General features: G+C 70.4%; 12 protein-coding genes. 5 read left to right on the top strand and 7 right to left on the bottom strand.

Going from position 1 to position 16,877, the window contains the following annotated elements:
* Positions 1-173: 173 nt before the first annotated feature.
* Positions 174-2,792, top strand: coding sequence for a rifamycin-inactivating phosphotransferase (gene rph / locus WMF26_RS04755; RefSeq protein ID WP_437999312.1), 2,619 nt, complete (start codon positions 174-176; stop codon positions 2,790-2,792).
* A 496-nt stretch (positions 2,793-3,288) separates the two neighbouring features.
* Positions 3,289-4,842 carry a serine/threonine-protein kinase gene (locus WMF26_RS04750; protein WP_437999311.1) on the top strand — a complete coding sequence of 518 codons (1,554 nt, stop codon included), beginning with the start codon at positions 3,289-3,291 and terminating at the stop codon, positions 4,840-4,842.
* A 3-nt stretch (positions 4,843-4,845) separates the two neighbouring features.
* On the opposite strand, the gene WMF26_RS04745 is transcribed toward WMF26_RS04750, so the two are convergent.
* Entirely contained in the window at positions 4,846-5,784 is a 939-nt protein-coding gene (locus WMF26_RS04745) for a PEGA domain-containing protein (protein ID WP_437999310.1), read from the bottom strand.
* A 278-nt stretch (positions 5,785-6,062) separates the two neighbouring features.
* Between WMF26_RS04745 and WMF26_RS04740 the strand changes: the two genes are divergently transcribed.
* Positions 6,063-9,215, top strand: coding sequence for a hypothetical protein (locus WMF26_RS04740; protein ID WP_437999309.1), 3,153 nt, complete (start codon positions 6,063-6,065; stop codon positions 9,213-9,215).
* A gap of 108 nt (positions 9,216-9,323) precedes the next feature.
* Here WMF26_RS04740 and WMF26_RS04735 read toward each other — a convergent pair whose 3' ends face one another.
* Entirely contained in the window at positions 9,324-10,274 is a 951-nt protein-coding gene (locus WMF26_RS04735) for a LysR family transcriptional regulator (RefSeq protein WP_437999308.1), read from the bottom strand.
* A gap of 124 nt (positions 10,275-10,398) precedes the next feature.
* Between WMF26_RS04735 and WMF26_RS04730 the strand changes: the two genes are divergently transcribed.
* Positions 10,399-11,247, top strand: coding sequence for an oxidoreductase (locus WMF26_RS04730; RefSeq protein ID WP_437999307.1), 849 nt, complete (start codon positions 10,399-10,401; stop codon positions 11,245-11,247).
* A gap of 183 nt (positions 11,248-11,430) precedes the next feature.
* On the opposite strand, the gene WMF26_RS04725 is transcribed toward WMF26_RS04730, so the two are convergent.
* The 4 genes from WMF26_RS04725 to WMF26_RS04710 form a co-directional block, all read right to left on the bottom strand.
* Positions 11,431-11,946, bottom strand: coding sequence for a putative immunity protein (locus tag WMF26_RS04725; protein ID WP_437999306.1), 516 nt, complete (start codon positions 11,944-11,946; stop codon positions 11,431-11,433).
* A gap of 51 nt (positions 11,947-11,997) precedes the next feature.
* On the bottom strand, positions 11,998-12,240 hold the full coding sequence (locus WMF26_RS04720; protein WP_437999305.1) for an anti-sigma factor family protein: 243 nt from the start codon (positions 12,238-12,240) through the stop codon (positions 11,998-12,000).
* A 6-nt stretch (positions 12,241-12,246) separates the two neighbouring features.
* A complete protein-coding gene (locus WMF26_RS04715; protein ID WP_437999304.1) occupies positions 12,247-12,972 on the bottom strand; it encodes an RNA polymerase sigma factor in 726 nt (241 codons plus the stop codon).
* A 91-nt stretch (positions 12,973-13,063) separates the two neighbouring features.
* Positions 13,064-13,915, bottom strand: a complete 852-nt coding sequence (locus WMF26_RS04710; RefSeq protein ID WP_437999303.1) for an alpha/beta fold hydrolase — start codon at positions 13,913-13,915, stop codon at positions 13,064-13,066.
* 428 nt (positions 13,916-14,343) lie between these two features.
* Here WMF26_RS04710 and bioA point away from each other — a divergent pair, with 428 nt between their 5' ends.
* Entirely contained in the window at positions 14,344-15,627 is a 1,284-nt protein-coding gene (gene bioA / locus WMF26_RS04705) for an adenosylmethionine--8-amino-7-oxononanoate transaminase (RefSeq protein ID WP_437999302.1), read from the top strand.
* Positions 15,628-15,732: 105 nt separating this feature from the next.
* Here the strand turns inward: bioA and WMF26_RS04700 are convergent, their stop codons facing one another.
* Positions 15,733-16,752, bottom strand: a complete 1,020-nt coding sequence (locus WMF26_RS04700; RefSeq protein WP_437999301.1) for a hypothetical protein — start codon at positions 16,750-16,752, stop codon at positions 15,733-15,735.
* Positions 16,753-16,877 lie beyond the last annotated feature (125 nt).

Here is a 16,877-nt window from a genome sequence, read left to right as displayed (position 1 = left end):
CGCGCCGCGAGCAGCCCCGCGATCGCCGTCCGCTGGGCCACCCAAGTCGCGCTCGATCTTCCCCGCGTCCCTGGCGGCCCTCTCCGTCGGTCGTTATAGTGGCGCGCTTCGACGGGGGGGCGTGACGATCCATCGCAGCGAACGAGCTGCCAACGTCGGATGGAGGTGAACGGATGCGGACCTATGTGCTCGATCTCCAGGAGGTCGATCGAACGAAGGCCAAGCTGGTCGGCGGGAAGGGCGCGAACCTGGGGGAGGTCTCCAGGATCGAGGGGATCCGCGTGCCCGCTGGCTTTTGCGTCACCACCGGAGCCTTCCAGCGGATCATGGGAGGAGCGCCGTCGATCGCCGGGTTGCTCGATCGGCTGTCGTCGCTCGAGGTGGGAGACCGGGACGGGATCCGCGAGCTCAGCGGCGAGCTGCGCCGGATCATCGAGGGGACGGCCATCCCCGAGGACCTGCAAGAGGCGCTCACCCAGGCTCTCTCCAGGCTCGGCGCGGGCGACGCCTACGCGGTACGGTCCAGCGCGACGGCGGAGGATTTGCCGGGGGCCTCCTTCGCGGGCCAGCAGGATACGTACCTGAACGTCATCGGGACGCAGGCGGTCCTGCAGCACGTCCGCCGGTGCTGGGCATCGCTCTTCACCGAGCGGGCGGTGACCTACCGCGTCCAGCACGGCTTCGACCACCGCAAGGTCCACATGGCGGTGGTGGTGCAGAAGATGGTCTTCGCGCAGGCGGCCGGGATCTTGTTCACGGCCGATCCCGTCACGTCGAACCGGAAGGTGTCGTCGATCGAGGCCGGCTTCGGCTTGGGGGAGGCCCTGGTCTCCGGCCTGGCGAGCGCCGATCGCTACAAGGTGCGGAACGGCCAGATCGTCGAGAAGGCGATCGCCAAGAAGACGCTGGCCACGCGCGCCCTGGAGGAGGGCGGCACCGAAGAGCGGGCGATCGAGCCCGAGCGGCAGGGCGGGCAGGTGCTGACGGACGCGCAGATCCTGCGGCTCGAGCGCGTGGGCCGGCAGATCGAAGGGCATTTCGGCCACCCCCAGGACATCGAGTGGTGCCTGGTCGGCGATGAGCTCCACGTCGTCCAGAGCCGGCCGATCACGACCCTGTATCCCATCCCCGAGGCAGGGGATCGAGGCAACCGCGTCTACATCTCGGTCGGCCATCAACAGATGATGACCGACCCCATGAAGCCCCTCGGGCTGTCGTTCTTCCAGCTGGCCGCGGCTGGCCACATGGTCGCGGCGGGCGGCAGGCTGTTCGTCGATCCCACGAAGCAGCTGGCCTCACCGGCCAGCCGGGACGCCCTCCTGAAACTCGTGGGGCGCTCCGATCCGCTCATCAAGGACGCCCTCTCGACCATCATCGCGCGGGGAGACTTCATCGAGCCCTCGCCCGTCGATCCGGCGGCCTCGCGTCCCGGCCAGGGCGAGCAAGGGGCGGCGCCCTCGCGCTTCGACGCGCAGGTCGAAGACGACCCGGCGATCGTCACCGCGCTGATCGAGCGGGCCCAGGCCGGGCTCGAGGAGCTGAAGCGCGACATCCGAGGCAAGACCGGAACGGCGTTGTTCGACTTCATCCTGGAGGACGTCCAGCGAATGAAGAAGTCCATGTTCGGTCCACAGAACATGGGCGCGATCATGGCGGCCATGAACGCTTCATGGTGGCTCAACGACAAGATGATGGAGTGGCTCGGCGAGAGGAACGCCGCGGACACGCTCTCCCAGTCCGTGTCGAACAACGTCACGTCGGAGATGGGCCTGGAGCTCCTGGACGTCGCCGACGTGATCCGTCCTTATCCGGACGTGGTCGCTTATCTGCAGGACGTGAAGCACGATGGCTTCCTGGAGGAGCTGGCCGAGCTCGACGGTGGGCAGCAGGCCCGGGACGCCATCCTGGCGTACCTTCAGAAATACGGCATGCGATGTGCCGGGGAAATCGACATCACGAGGGCCCGCTGGAGCGAGGCGCCGACGACCCTGGTCCCCTTGATCCTGAGCAACATCAAGAACTTCGAGCCTCATGCCGGCAAGCGGAGGTTCGAGCAGGGGCGGCAGGAGGCCTTGCAGCGAGCGCAGGAGCTGCTCGACCGGTTGAGGCAGCTGCCGGATGGGGAGCAGAAGGCCAGCGAAGCCCAGCGGATGATCAACCGGCTCCGGAATTTCCTTGGGTATCGCGAGTATCCGAAGTACGCCATCGTGAGCCGCTACTTCGTTTACAAGCAGGCCTTGCTGCAAGAGGCCGAGCGGCTCGTGCAGGCCGACGTGATCCACGACCTCGAAGACATCTACTATCTGACGTTCGACGAGCTCCGCGAGGTCGTGCGCACGCATCGGCTGGACGACCAGCTCGTCAGCCGACGGAAGGCCGAGCACGAGCTCCACAAGAAGATGACGCCCCCGCGCGTCATGACGTCCGACGGGGAAATCGTGTCGGGTGCGTACAAGCGAGCCGATCTCCCCGCCGGCGCCCTCGTCGGCCTACCGGTCTCCTCCGGCGTCGTCGAGGGACGCGCCCGCGTCCTCCTGGACATGGCCCATGCGGATCTGGAGGCGGGGGACATCCTTGTCACCGCCTTCACCGACCCGAGCTGGACGCCCTTGTTCGTGTCCGTCAAGGGCCTGGTGACCGAGGTGGGGGGCATGATGACCCATGGCGCGGTGATCGCCCGGGAATACGGCTTGCCGGCCGTCGTCAGCGTGGAAAATGCGACCAAGTTGATCCGGGACGGGCAACGCATCCGCGTGAATGGAACGGACGGGGTTGTCGAGATCCTGACCTGAGGCCGCGGCCAGGGAGACTCTGGGGTCCCGCGCCTGAGGAGCCGTGCCGGCACAGAGGCGAGACAGGGCGGGCGCCCGGGGGGTGAGAAGTCCAAACGCGATCCGAAAGTCAAGCTCCTCGTCGCGGCCGTCCCACCCACCGTCCAGTCGCGCTGCATGCGCTGGTGGACATAAGGCACCTTCCGCGATCCACCTCTTTCGTGGAAAAGTGGCGCCGTATCAACAACCTCTCTGCGATCCAGCTCTCCGGGAAAACAACGCTCTATCTACAATCAATTCATGGTCCAGACGGGCCCCCTTCACGCCACGGCCTGCGGGAGCGGCAATTCACCTGCGAAGCGGCCCCATCGGCTGCCGGCGGATGTAAAATGTAAGTGAGTGGGGGTGTTGGTACGACAATTGCGGCCTGTCTCCGTCGTGTTTCTTGCGCTATGCCCTTGCTTGGTTTCGCCGCCCACTCGTACAGTGAGGGGCCGTAGTTAACCTTGCGAGTAGCGTGAATCCTGCGCCGAACGTCTTAGCGACCAACGCGGCCGAGCTCGGGCCTGGGTCCGTGTTGGGTCGTTACGAGCTGCTGCTGCCGATCGCAGCGGGCGGCATGGCCATGGTGTGGGCGGCGCGGCTGAAGGGGACGCGCGGCTTCCAGAAGATCGTCGCCGTCAAGACGATGCTGCCGAAGCTGTCCGAGGACGACCAGTTCGAGCGCATGTTCCTCCTGGAGGCGTCGCTCGCGTCCCAGATCCGCCACCCGCACGCCGTCGAGATCCTCGATCTCGGCGAGCAGGACGGCGTGCTGTTCCTGGCGATGGAGTGGATCGACGGCGTTCCGCTCAGCCAGGTGATGAAGGTCGCGAAGCGGCGGAGCGGCGTGCCGATCCCGATCGCCGTGCGCATCGTGGCGCAGGCCTGCGCCGGCCTGCACGCCGCGCACGAGCTCAAGGACAACGGCGGCAAGCTCGTCGGCCTGGTGCACCGCGACATCTCCCCGCAGAACATCCTGGTCACGTACAACGGCATGGCCAAGGTGGTGGACTTCGGCGTCGCCAAGGCCACCGCGTTCAACGACAGCACCACGAAGGCCGGCCAGCTCAAGGGCAAGGTGAGCTACACGGCGCCGGAGCAGGTGCGCGGCGACCCGATCGACCGGCGCGTGGACGTGTTCGCGATGGGCATCGTGCTCTACGCGCTCACCACCGGCAAACACCCGTTCCGCAGGGAATCCGAGGGCGCGACGCTGTTCGCCATCTCGTCGCCGGACCCGGTGGTGGAGCCGCGCACGTTCCTGCCGAGCTACCCGCCGTCGCTCGAGGCCGTGCTGATGCGCGCGCTCGAAAAAGAGCGCGATCGGCGCTACGCCACCGCCAACGAGCTGCTGCGCGCGCTCGACAACGCGCTGCCGCCCAACCAGCGCGCCACCGAGGACGACGTCGCCGCCTTCATCCGCGAGCTGTTCGAGGAGGAGCACCAGCAAACGCGCGCGGCCCTCGCCGAAGCGCTGGAACGCGCCGACCGCAATCCGCCGAGCGGCAACCTCGGCATCTCCGACGTGACCGGCATGAGCCACTCGGTGGTGAGCGCCTTCAACCCCGTCGACATCCGCCGCGCGGCCCCGGGCCAGGCCGGAAGGGGCGCGCTCGACGACGACATCCCCCCGTTCGCGCGCTCCAACAGCCGCGCGCCGATCGCCATCGCGATCCTCTGTCTCTTCGCCGCCGTCGCGTTCGCCGTGCTGACGCTCCGGAGCGACGACCCACCAGCCCCTTCTCCGGCCATCGCCGCGACCGCCGCCCCTGCGCCGGCGCTCCCCAAGGAGGAGGCGTCGTCGCCCGCGCCTCCTCAGGCGGAGGCGCCCCCTGCGACCGAGCTCGGCGCGCCCGCGGGCGCGCCCTCTGCCTCCGCGTCGGCCAGCGCAGCGCCGGCGCCGCGCCCGGCGTCACCCGGGAGCCCAGCGCCCCGCCGTCGGGACAAGCCCGCCGAGCAGGTCAAGCCGGCGAGCCCGACGCCGACGTCCGCACCGCCCAAGTCGTGGAAGCACGATCCGGGGTTCTGACGCTCAGAACGCGCCCGAGAGACTCGCGCCTATCTCGGATGCGCCCGCGACGGGCGCGAGCGCGAGCGAGGTCTTCGCGGGCTCTTTGGGCTTCTTCTGGAGGAGCAAGATCGCGGTCGCCGTGCCGACCGCGGCGACGCCGACGCCGAGCGCCACCTGCGCGCCGTAGTGATAGAACTTGAGGTCGTCGTAACGCGACTGCATGGAGGGCGGGCACGACTTGCCGCCCGGACCGCAGGCGTCCTCCAGATCCGTGAGCGCTCCCTGGCGGAGCACGAACAGCACCCCGGAGCCGATCAGGCTCGCCGCGCCGACGCCCCCGACGACGAACGGCACCACCTTGGACGGCGGCTTGTCCGGCAAGGCGCCCGCCCGGATCAGCAGCTCTTGCGGCAACGCTTCGAGCGTCACCTCGACGCGCGTCACTCCCCCCTCCTTCAGCTCCACCGTCTTTTGAAACGGCTTGTGATTGGGCGCCTTGGCGGTGAGCGCGTGAGGCCCGGGATCGAGCGGCACCTCGGCGCCGATCGACGCGCCGCCGAGGGCGATGCCGTCGAGCGCCATGGCCGCGGAGGCCGCCCCCTTGCCGCGCACGATGACGAGCTTCGGGATCCGGGCGCGCAGCCGGCCGATCGACTGCTCGACCTCGCCCCGGAAATCGGGCCCCACGGCGTCGGCCTCGGCGAGCGCCAGCTCGTAGCCGCCGAGCGCGGCCACGAGCCGCCCCAGGTTCTCCTCGCACACCGCGATGTGGAAGCGCACCTGCGGCGTCATCCGCACCTGGCCGACCTCGCGGAACTGCTGCAGGGCCGCGGCCCAGTTGCCAGCCTGCTCGAGCTCGGTCGCCTGCTGGAACTGCGCGCGAGCTCGCTTGAGCGCGTCGTCGTCCTGCGCGAGCGCGGGCGCCTCGAGCAGCAGCAGCACCGCCGCGACGCGGAACATTCGTGGAAAATTCCTCACCGCTGCGACGCGGAACATTCGTAGAAAATTCCTCACCGCTGCGACGCGGAACATTCGTAGAAGATGCCTCATGCGAGGCTTACCATAGTGGCTTGCCGTCTCCGCTCCTGTCAACGTGGCGGCGCGGCCTTCGCGGCGCGCGACGCCGCGCCGCGTCGTCGTCGGAGGTGCGAGCGCGCCGGCAGAGCTCGGCGAGGATCCTGGCGCTGTCTCGATTTGTGGCCGCGAAATCCGCCAGAGGATGGTACTTTGGCCGGTGGATGTCGACCCCGAGCTTTCTACGTTGCTTCGCGCTGCTCCGCGCGTTCTCGGCCGCCGCGCTGACGGCGGGGATCTCCGCCGTTTCGTGCAGCGTGCCGGACTTCGAGTTCCCGCCGGCAGGCGGCGCCGCCCCCCCGCCGCACTGTACCGATGGCACGCAGTCCGACGGCGAGACGGGCCTGGACTGCGGCGGCGAGTGCGATCCGTGCCCGCTCGGCGCCGGCTGCGCCGCGAGCCGCGACTGCGCCGAGGGCGAGTGCATCGACGGCATTTGCCAGGAAGCGGGTTGCATGAACGACGCCCGCGACGGCTCGGAGTCGGACATCGATTGCGGCGGCAGCTGCGACAGGAAGTGCGCGACCGGCCAGGACTGCAACCAGGGCAGCGACTGCGAGAGCCGCGTGTGCCAGGAGGGCCTGTGCGTCGCGCCGACCTGCACCGACGGCGTGCCCAACGGCACCGAGAGCGACGTGGACTGCGGCGCCGACTGCGGGGGCTGCGAGGACCGAAAGAATTGCCGCTCGAGCAGGGACTGCCTCAGCAGCGATTGCATCGACGGGGTGTGCGGCCCCACCTGCCCGGATGGCTACGCCAACTGCGATCGCCAGGTCGAGGGCGAGTGCGAGGTGAACCTGCGCAGCGACGCGAACAACTGCGGCGACTGCGGCCAGAAGTGCGCGCTGCCGCGCGCGACCGCCGAATGCCAGGGCGGCGCCTGCAAGGTCAAGGAATGCGAAGCGCCGTACGCCGACTGCGACGGCGACCCCGAGAACGGTTGTGAGGTGAACACCGCGATCGACTCGAGCCATTGCGGCGGGTGCGACGAGCTGTGCCCGGCCGTGTACGGCGACGCGTATTGCGAGGCGTCGGAGTGCAAGATCGAGTGCGACGAGGGCTACACCGACTGCAACGGCCTGGTCGGCGACGGCTGCGAGATTGGGACCAACCGCGACGTGTTGAACTGCGGCGGGTGCGGCGTCGAGTGCAAGCCCACGGCGGGCGGCAGGCCCTGGTGCCGCGACGGGGAGTGCGGAGAGACGGTTTGCCCGGCCGGCAGGGGCGACTGCAACGGCGACCCCGAAGACAGCTGCGAGGTGAACCTGGCCGCCGATCCGGAGAACTGCGTCACGTGCGGCAGCCTGTGCACGGTCGCCAACGGCACCGGCAAGTGCACGGCCACCGGCTGCGCCGTCGGCACCTGCGCGCCGGGCTTCGCCGACTGCGACGGCATCTACGAGAACGGGTGCGAGACCAACACGGACACGAGCCTCAGCCACTGCGGCGGCTGCGGCGAGACCTGCACCATCGCCGGCGGCGCCCCCAAGTGCGAGGGCGGCGAATGCAAGGTGAGGACCTGCAACAGCGGGATGGGCGACTGCGACGGCGACCCGGACAACGGCTGCGAGACGAACGTCAACTCCAACCAGACCCACTGCGGCGCCTGCGCGGCCGCCGGCGGCGTCGACTGCAACACCATCTACGCGAACGCCACCGCGACGTGCCAGAGCGGCGCCTGCGCCTTCGTCGGCTGCAAGGCGGACTACGCCAACTGCAACAGCTCGCTGAGCGACGGCTGCGAGGCCAACATCAGGACCGACGAGGGGCACTGCGGCGACTGCAGCACCCAGTGCAACACCATCCACACCACCAGCAACCAGTGCCTCGACGGCACCTGCAACCCGGTGTGCACGACCGCGCAGTACGACGACTGCGGGGTACCGAAGAACGGCTGCAACATCGATCTGTACAACGACGAGAGCAACTGCCTCGGCTGCAACCTCGTTTGCCAGAGCGGGTCGAGCGCCCACGTCGTCAGCAACACGTGCAGCTCGTCGGGCTGCAACCCCGTGTGCGCCGGAGCCTACGAGAGCTGCGACGGCAACGCGAACAACGGGTGCGAGACGGACACCGCCACGAACCCGAGCCACTGCGGCGACTGCAACCAGGTGTGCAGCACCGCCTCCGGCGCGCACGTGACCAGCAACGGCTGCAGCGGCGGCCAGTGCCAGCCGGTGTGCAGCGGCGCGTGGCGCAACTGCGACGGCAACGGCATGAACGGCTGCGAGAAGGACACCGCCAGCGACATCAACTCTTGCGGCGGTTGCGACACCCGGTGCCTTACGGCGCACGCGAGCGCCACCACCTGCACGGCCGGCGCCTGCGTGCCCACCTGCAGCGCGGGCTGGAAGGCGTGCGGGAACCCGGAGGCCGGCTGCACCACCCAGCTCGGCACGGTCAGCAACTGCGCCGATTGCGGTGACGTGTGCAGCAACGCGCACGCGAGCGCCGTCGCCTGCACCGCCGGCACCTGCGTGCCCACCTGCAACGCGGGCTGGAAGGCGTGCGGCGACCCGAGCGACGGCTGCACCACCCAGCTCGGCACCTCCAGCAACTGCGGCGACTGCGGCCACGTGTGCTCGGGAGCGAGGCCCATCTGCTCGAACGGCAGCTGCGTCGTCACGCCGGACATCGTCGTCGTCAACTCGCGCACCGGCAGCGTGGGCGTCAGCGGGATGGCGACGCCCATCATCAACGTGAGCCACACGCTGCAGTCGCCGTCGGGCAACGATCGCATGGTCCTGGTCGGGGTCGTCGCCTCCGAGAACGCGCTCGTGCCGGTGAGCGTCACCTACGACGGCACGCCGATGACGCTCTTCAACGGGGTGACGACCGAGAGCAACGCCGCGGCGCGCATCTACTACCTCCTCGACAGCCAGCTGCCGGCCACCACCGGCACCAGGCCCGTGGTGGTGCAGATGGCGAACTCGGCCAGCTGGGGCGTGTCCTTCGCCAACGTGGTGGAGCTGAAGGGCGTGCATCAATCGAACCCGTTCGCGAGCACCACCTCGACTGGCCTCCTCAACAACGCGACGGACTGCAACGGCACGGCCCGAGGGGTCACCACCAACTTCAGCGCGACCAACTCGTTCGTGTACACGTTGATGGCGGCGCGCAACGCCAACGCCAGCCCCACCATCAGCCCCACCTCGGCCACATCGACGATGAACCTGCGCCAGACCTCGCCGGCGACCATGGTCGCGCTGGCCGGCTACCTCGTGGCCAACTCCAACACCACCATCTCCTGGAATGTGAGCAACTGCTGGAGCACCGCCGGCGTCGGCGTCGCCGTGCGGCGCGCCGGCGGCGGCTGAACCGAGGCAGCACGGCCGTCCCCGTGAGGGGACAGCGCCGGTCCCGAGGGCGGCGGCGTGGCGCCGCAGCGGCGGCCGCGCCGCGTCGCGCCGAGGGTGGGTCCGGGCTCACGCGGGGCCCTCGCCGCCGGAGGCGCCGGTCCGACCCGAACGACGCTTGGCCTTCTGCCCGCGAGCGCTCGTGACGCCCTCGATCAGCGCGCGGAGTTTCGGCTGCTCCTGGGTGCGCGCCGGAAAGTACAGGTAAAAGCCAGGTCCCTTCGTGATGAAGGCCTCGAGCACGCGCTCCAGCCGGCCCTCGGCGAGGTCGCGCTCGATGGCCTGGTCGGGGACGTACGCGAGGCCCGACCCCGCGCACGCGAGCGCGACCATGAGCGCGATGTCGTCGACGACGATGCCGCCGGGGACATCGACCGTGATCGTCTTGCCCCGGCGTTCGAGCTCCCAGCGATAGACGGTGCCGCTCGCGATGAGGCGCTGTCGGATGGCGCGATGGCGGACGAGGTCCTCCGGCGCGCGCGGCCGCCCCGCCTTCGCGAGGTAGGCCGGCGAGCCGACGATCGACCACGACGAGTCGCTCGTGATCGGGACCCGCACCATGTCCTTCTCGACCGCGTCGCCGAGCCGGATGCCCGCGTCGAAGCCGGCTGCCACGAGGTCGACGAAGGCATCGTCGAGCGAGACCTCGATGGACAGCTCCGGGTACGCCTCCCGCATCTGCGCCACGAGCGGAGCGAGGAGCCATGCGCCGCTCATGCGCGGCGCGGTGATGCGGAGGTTGCCGGAGGGGCGCCCGCGGTAGTCGCCGAGCGCGGCGAGCGCCCCCTCGACGTCGGCGATCGCGGGCTGGAGGCGCCGAAAGAGGCTCTCGCCCGGCTCGGTGAGCGCGACGCGCCTCGTGGTCCGCTGAAACAGCACCACGCCGTACCGTCGCTCGAGGAGCTTGATCTTCTGGCTCACGGCGGTGGGGGTGACGCCGAGCGCGGCGGCGGCGGCGGTGAAGCTCTTGCAGCGGCCCACGGCGAGGAACGTCGTGAGCCCGTCGAGCGCGTCGATCATGCCCGATTATGAAGCGTACGTTCATAGAGCTTCAAGCGTTCTGCGCATTTTCTTCAAGGTCGGGATGCTGCATGTTCACTCGTGCGAGGGGCGCTGAGCCCCCGGACACCGAGAGGAGATCCCCATGGAAGCGAGCGAGAACAAGCGTGTTTGGTTCATCACGGGAGCGTCGCGCGGCATCGGCGCGGAGATCGCGAACGCGGCGCTCGCCGCCGGCGACCGGGTGGTCGCCACCGCGCGCGATCCGAGGAGCGTCACGGACCGCTTCGGGCGGCAGGAGGCGCTCCTCCCCGTCGCGCTCGACGTGACGGACGAGGCGTCCGTCGCCGCGGCGGTCGAGGCTGCCGTCGCGCGGTTCGGCCGGATCGATGTGCTTGTGAACAACGCCGGCTACGGCGTCGTCGGCGCGGTCGAGGAGACCCCGGGCGACGAGGTGCGGCGCGTCTACGAGACCAACGTGTTCGGCCTGCTCGCGGTGACGCGCGCCGCGCTCCCGCAGCTCCGGAAGCAGCGCGCCGGCCTGATCTTGAACCTCTCGTCGGTGGGCGGCTACCGGTCGGGGCCCGGCTTCGGCATCTACTGCTCGACGAAGTTCGCCGTCGAGGGGATCTCGGAGGCGCTGCACGCGGAGCTCGCGCCGCTCGGCATCGCGGTGACGATCCTCGAGCCGGGCTACTTCCGCACGGAGTTCCTGGAGGCGAAGTCCGTCGTGGCGACGGGGAAGGTCATCGACGATTACGTGGAGACCGCGGGCAAGGTCCGGAGCCACGCGAAGGAGGTCAGCCTCCAGCAGCCCGGCGACCCGGTGCGGCTCGCCCGCGTGGTCGTCGAGCTCTCCCGCGCGAAGAACCCGCCGCTCCGTCTTCCGCTCGGCACCGACGCCATTGCGGCAATCGAGGCGAAGAACGCGCTCGTGGCGCAGGAGCTCGCCGCGTGGCGCGCCGTCTCGGCGTCCACCGACTTTCCGACGTGAAGCTCGCGCGCCCTCCCGGTGTCGCCCAGGCTGAGTTTTGCTGCTGCGCCACGTATCGATGCAGAATGGTTGACGTAGGCGCGTTCGGGCGCTCGCTGATATCGACCTCACCGCCGGCACGGTCTGGGACGAGAGCTTCGACGGCTCTCGAACGTCACGTCCCCTCGTGGCAGCGCCGTCGGCTCAGTCGACGAACACGTTCCAACAGAGCGCGTTTCGCAGCTTCTGATCGTCGAGGACGAGGTCTCGAATCTCGTCGGTCAGCTGTTCCCACTGCCACTCGCGTTCGGCGCGCGCAGCCGCGTCCCCTTGGCCCGGCGGCGCGGCTTCCCGGGCAGCCCTGATGGCGTACGCCGCAGCCCCCAGCTCATGGGCGGCGACATGCGCCACGGCCACCGCCTGACCCGCCGCGAGGGCGGCGAACCGGGCGGCGGGGGGCGCGTCGCGGCCAGCGGCGTTGGAGGCGAACGCCGCGTTGTGACACTCTCTCATCGTGGCCTCGCCTCGGGTCCACGCCCGCGCCAGCGCGAGCGCTCTGCGCGGCCGGTCATCGTCTGGCTTGTATTCATCGAAGAACCTCAGGACGTGCTGCGCGCAATCTGCGGCCCAGATGGCCAGCGCGCGATGGGTGCCGTCCTCCAGGAGCCCTCCGCGGCGGATGGTGATGAACCGTGGGTCACGTTTCTTGGGGAGAATCATAGTGCTATTCGCTCTGCAACACTTCGTCGGCGGGATTCCTGACCCGCGGCGCTAGTCGGCGGTCGTCTTCCGCCGCTGGAACTGCGCGAACAGCGCGGAGCGGACCTCGTCGTGCAGCGGCTCGCCCGGGATCCCCCGGAGCGCGTCGATCGTCAGCTCCATCTGCCGCAGGTAGGTCCGGCACCGATCGCACCACGCGAGGTGCCGCGCGCAGCCCTCCTCCTGCTCCGAGGACAGCTTTCCCTCGCTCCGGTCGGTGATCATCTCGGTCAGCTGACAGCACGTGACGACCATGCGCGCTCACCCCCTCGTCAGGTATCGCTCCAGCGCGGCCCGGAGCTTCGATCTGCCACGGTGCAAAAGGACCCGCTGGTTCGCCTCGCTGATGCCCAGGATCTCGCAGACCTCGTCGGAGGGACACCCCTCCACGTCGCGCAGCAGGACCACCGCGCGCTGGCCAGGCAAAAGCGCCTCGATCTCCCGCTGGAGCACGACGCCGACCTCCTTGCGCAGCAAGAGCCCCTCCGGGCTCTGCTCCGTCCAGGGGACAGGCGGGCTCACCCAGTCGCCCGTGCTGTCGAATCGAGCCGGCTCGACCGCGGGCTCGCCGCCCCGATCCCCGTCCTCCAGCCACGAGACGGGGACCGTGCGCTTCTCCCGCGCGCCCCACGTCCTGGCGCGGTTCGTCAGGATCCGGAACACCCAGGTCTTCAGCGCGGAGCGCCCCTCGAAGCGGACGAGCCCGTCGAAGACCGCCGCCCAGGTCTCCTGGACGACCTCCTGCGCGCACGCGGGGCCGGCGATGGTCCGGGCGAGCCGGAGCATGGGCGTGTGGAGCTGGGTCACGAGCCGCTCGAAGGCCTGCTCGTCGCCCGCGAGGAGCCGGCGGACGAGCGCGAGGTCGTCCGCCGACGCCGCGGAGCCGGCCGCGCCTTCCGTCGCGGGGAGCGGGCCTATCTCGGCCGATGCGCGCTGCGCCGGTGCGGCCGCAGTGCCGCCGGCGCCGGCCAGAGCGTCGTGGGACACGCGGAGGACGGTACCACGCCGCCGAGCCCCCCAGCAACCGACGCCGATCCGTGGCGGCTCGCCCCGGGGAGGACGGCGGCCGCCGCCCGGGTCACAGCGACGTCAGCGCGTCCGCGACCTCCCTCGGCTTCGTCAAGAAGGGGGCGTGGCCCGCGTCGATCGAGATCACCTTCTCGCAGGGCAACGCCGTGTACTGCTGCCTCTGCTCCGCAGGGCTGATGGCGAGATCCTGGAGCGCCTCGATGTAGACCCGCGGGACCCTCCCCCACCGCTCCTCGGTGACGTGGATGGGCTCGTCGAACGGCTTGGCGGGCTCCTCCCGCAGGTGGCTCTCGAGCGCCTCGATGTCCTCCGGGGAGCAATCCTGGCAGAAGGCGTTCTCGGCCCACCCCTCCTTGAAGCTCAGCGAGGTGCCGTCGCTCGACGGGGCCGCATACGCCTTGATCTCCGCCCCCGCGTCGTCGGCCCACTCCTGGTTCAGCGACTGGCCGTCCTTCATCAGGAACGCGGTCAGGTAGACCAGCGTCTTCACCTTGTCGGGCCGCTGCTCGGCCGCCTGGGTCACCACGATGCCGCCCATGCTGTGGCCCACGAGGATCACGGGGCGCGAGGCGCTGTCGATGGCCTCCACCACGGCGTCGGTATAGACTTGCAGGCTGGCGCTCGCGAGGGGCGTCCGGTCCTCGCCGTGCGCGGGGAGATCGAGGGCGATCACCTCGTGGCCGCCGGCCTCGAGGAGCGGCACCACCTTGTCCCAGGCCCAGCCGCCCACGAAGGCGCCGTGGACCAGGACATACGTATTCTTCTCCGATCCCTCGGGGCCGCCGGCGCCGGTCGCGCCGTCGCCGTCCCCGCCGCCGCAGGCGGGGAGCGCGGACGACATGAGCGCCGCGGCCGAGATCATGGTGCCAAACCGAAGGACCTTGCGAAGCAGACCGTTCATGGATGTCTCCTCATCGTCGCCTGGCTCTGCTCGAGCGCGACGTCATCACGTGTCTCGACGTGCGATGAATGCGCGCGCCCCTGCGCCCGGGCGTGTCCCCGGCGCGACGGCGGCTCATCCCGCTACGAGCACAGTCTCGGAGAGGGCCCGAACGTTACAGCCCGATCGAGGAATCGTACGAAGGGGGTCGCGCCCTCGCGCCTCGGGGGCGGCGGCGCCGGCCCGGGGCCGCCGGGGCGCGGCGGCGCTGGGCAGGGAGGCCCCCGCGCCCGGCGGCCCCTGGTGGCGCTGCGCGTTCTGGGCTAGACGCGCCGCGATGCCCTGGCGAACGGTCGAGCCCCGAGGAACCCGCGCGCTCGCGCGCCGCAGCCCGCTTCGACGCGACGAGGACGGCACGCCGTCGGCTCGGCAGGCCGGAGGAGGGCGCCGTGGCTAGCGGGGACGACCTCGTCGCGCGCGACCGCCGCTGCGTGATGCACCCCTACGCCGCCCCCATCTCGAGCGCGCCGCTCTTCGCCGTCGAGCGCGCGGAGGGCGTGCGCCTCACCCTCACCGACGGCCGCGAGCTCGTCGACGGCATGTCGTCCTGGTGGGCCGCCATCCACGGCTACGGGCACCCGGCGCTGACCGCGGCGATCAGCGCCCAGCTCGGGCGGATGAGCCACGTCATGTTCGGGGGCCTCACCCACGCGCCCGCGGTCGAGCTGTGCGAGGCGCTCGTGGCGCTCACGCCCGAGCCGCTGACGCGCGTCTTCCTCGCCGACTCCGGATCCGTGTCGGTCGAGGTGGCGATCAAGCTCGCCTTGCAGTTCTTCATCGCGCGGGGGCGGCCGGAGAAGCGCCGCCTGGTCAGCGTGCTCGGCGGCTACCACGGCGACACGTTCGGCGCGATGGCGGTCACCGACCCCGTGAACGGCATGCACCACCTGTTTCGCGGCGCGCTCGCCCAGCACCTGTTCGCCCCGGCGCCCGGCCCGGCCTTCGGCGCGCCCTGGTCGCCGGAAGCGCTGGGCAGCATGGCCGCCCTGCTCGAGCGGCACGCGCACGAGGTGGCGGCCGTCATCCTCGAGCCCGTCGTGCAGGGCGCCGGCGGGATGCGCTTCTACCACCCGGGCTACCTGCGCGAGCTGCGCGCCCTCTGCGACCGCCACGACGTGCTGCTCGTCCTCGACGAGATCGCGACCGGCTTCGGCCGCAGCGGGGAGATGTTCGGCTGCGAGCACGCGGGCATCGCGCCGGACATCCTGTGCCTGGGCAAGGCCCTCACCGGCGGCACCATGACCCTGGCCGCCACGCTCTTCACGGAGCGGGTGGCCGAGACCATCGCCGGGAGCGATCCGCGCGTGTTCATGCACGGCCCCACGTTCATGGGCAATCCGCTCGCGTGCAGCGCCGCGCTGGCCAGCATCCGGCTGCTGCTCGACTCGCCCTGGCGCGCGCGCGTCGCGGCCATCGAGGCGCAGCTGAAGCGCGAGCTCGCCCCCTGCCGCGCCCTCGACGCGGTGGCCGACGTGCGCGTGCTCGGCGCCATCGGCGTCGTCGAGCTCGAGCGGCCCGTCGACATGGCGCGCGTGCAGCCGGCGTTCGTGGAGCGCGGCGTCTGGTTACGGCCGTTCGGGAAGCTGGTCTATACGATGCCGCCTTACATCATCGCGCCGGAGGATCTGTCGCGCATCACCGGGGCCATCGTGAGCGTGGCGTCCGAGCTCTGATCCGCACGCGCAGGTCCCGCTGCTCGAGCGCGACCACAGCGTCAGCACGAGCGACCACGGCCTTGGCGCGCTTGCCCTTCGGCGGAGCCTTACGCGCTCCATCGCTCACGGGCGCTGGAAGACGACCTTCCCCTGGGCGAAATCCGCGGTGACGCGGAAGTAGCGCAGCGCGCTGCCCCCGAGCGCGCCTTCCACCCTGGCGTCCATCATCGAGGACATGAACGCGTGGAAGCTCTCGTCCTTGCGGAAGGTGAACCACACCGGACCCACCTCGTGGGCCGCAATCGACACCTTCGGGACCTCGATGATTGCAAAGCCCGTGCGCCGCTCGGCGTCGGCGACGACGCGCCATTCTGGATGGCGGGAGCGCCAGCGCTCGAATACGTTGCGCGCGATGAAGCTCGTCCCCCGGGTCGCGGGACCGCCGTCGCCCAGGGTCGCGAGCGCCTCGGGCGCGAGGGTCAGGGTGGCGCCGGTGTCGAACAGCAGGTCGATCGGCTCCCCGTCGACGAGCACGGTGACGCGACCGAAGTGCATCGTGGGCAGGCCATCCTGGGCGCGGGGTAGATGGAGCGGGATTGCATCGGAGGACGCGTGGGCAGGGAAGTCCCCCGCGGCGCGCCAGAGCAGCTTTCGGGCCGCATAGTCGAACGTCCACGTGCGCCCGCCGAACCAGCCCTGGCCGAGGAACCCGTCCCCCTCGTCGAAAGCCTCGTCGAGGACCAAATAGTGCGTCTTCAGCTCGGGAGGCTGGTGAATGGCGAGCGGCGGTGGAATGCTCGCCTCGGCGCGCCAGGCGGGAATGGGCGTGAGGGAGAGCTTCTCCCCGTCCGCCTCGATCGTGCGGACCGTGAATCCGAGTCGCTCCACCGCCGGCGGATGGAGGAATTGCGTGCCGCCGCCCGTGTCCGTGTAGAGGCGCAAGGGTCGCCCGTCGACCATGACGGGGCGGACGAAGATGCGGTCCGCGACGAACTCCGCGGGCAAAGCGACGGGACGGCCCGGCGCGGGCTCCATGGGGCTGGGCGCGGCGACCGCGACGGGCGTGGGCGCGGGTCCGGGCGAGGGAGGCGCGGCGGGGGTGCACGCCGAGGCAAGGAGGAGCAACGGAACGAGGGCTCGCATGCCGACCGCGTAGCACGTGCGCATTGATGCGCGCGGCGTCCGTGCCGCAGGGGGCGTCGTGTCGCCGACCTCGCGCGTCGGCAAGCTCGACCTCCCGCACCGCCACCGGGACGGCCGGCGGGCCG

It is taken from the genome of Sorangium sp. So ce185, from assembly GCF_051526825.1.
Classification (GTDB): domain Bacteria; phylum Myxococcota_A; class Polyangia; order Polyangiales; family Polyangiaceae; genus Sorangium; species Sorangium cellulosum_D.
This window is presented reverse-complemented; position numbering and strand designations above follow the sequence as displayed.

What these genes read in the sequence shown, in the direction of transcription:
- WMF26_RS04725 (WP_437999306.1), bottom strand. Translation starts at nt 11,946, where the DNA reads ATGATTCTCCCCAAGAAACGTGACCCACGGTTCATCACCATCCGCCGC.
- WMF26_RS04700 (WP_437999301.1), bottom strand. Translation starts at nt 16,752, where the DNA reads ATGCGAGCCCTCGTTCCGTTGCTCCTCCTTGCCTCGGCGTGCACCCCC.
- WMF26_RS04720 (WP_437999305.1), bottom strand. Translation starts at nt 12,240, where the DNA reads ATGGTCGTCACGTGCTGTCAGCTGACCGAGATGATCACCGACCGGAGC.
- WMF26_RS04730 (WP_437999307.1), top strand. Translation starts at nt 10,399, where the DNA reads ATGGAAGCGAGCGAGAACAAGCGTGTTTGGTTCATCACGGGAGCGTCG.
- rph (WP_437999312.1), top strand. Translation starts at nt 174, where the DNA reads ATGCGGACCTATGTGCTCGATCTCCAGGAGGTCGATCGAACGAAGGCC.
- WMF26_RS04740 (WP_437999309.1), top strand. Translation starts at nt 6,063, where the DNA reads ATGTCGACCCCGAGCTTTCTACGTTGCTTCGCGCTGCTCCGCGCGTTC.
- WMF26_RS04710 (WP_437999303.1), bottom strand. Translation starts at nt 13,915, where the DNA reads ATGAACGGTCTGCTTCGCAAGGTCCTTCGGTTTGGCACCATGATCTCG.
- WMF26_RS04745 (WP_437999310.1), bottom strand. Translation starts at nt 5,784, where the DNA reads ATGTTCCGCGTCGCGGCGGTGCTGCTGCTGCTCGAGGCGCCCGCGCTC.
- WMF26_RS04735 (WP_437999308.1), bottom strand. Translation starts at nt 10,274, where the DNA reads ATGATCGACGCGCTCGACGGGCTCACGACGTTCCTCGCCGTGGGCCGC.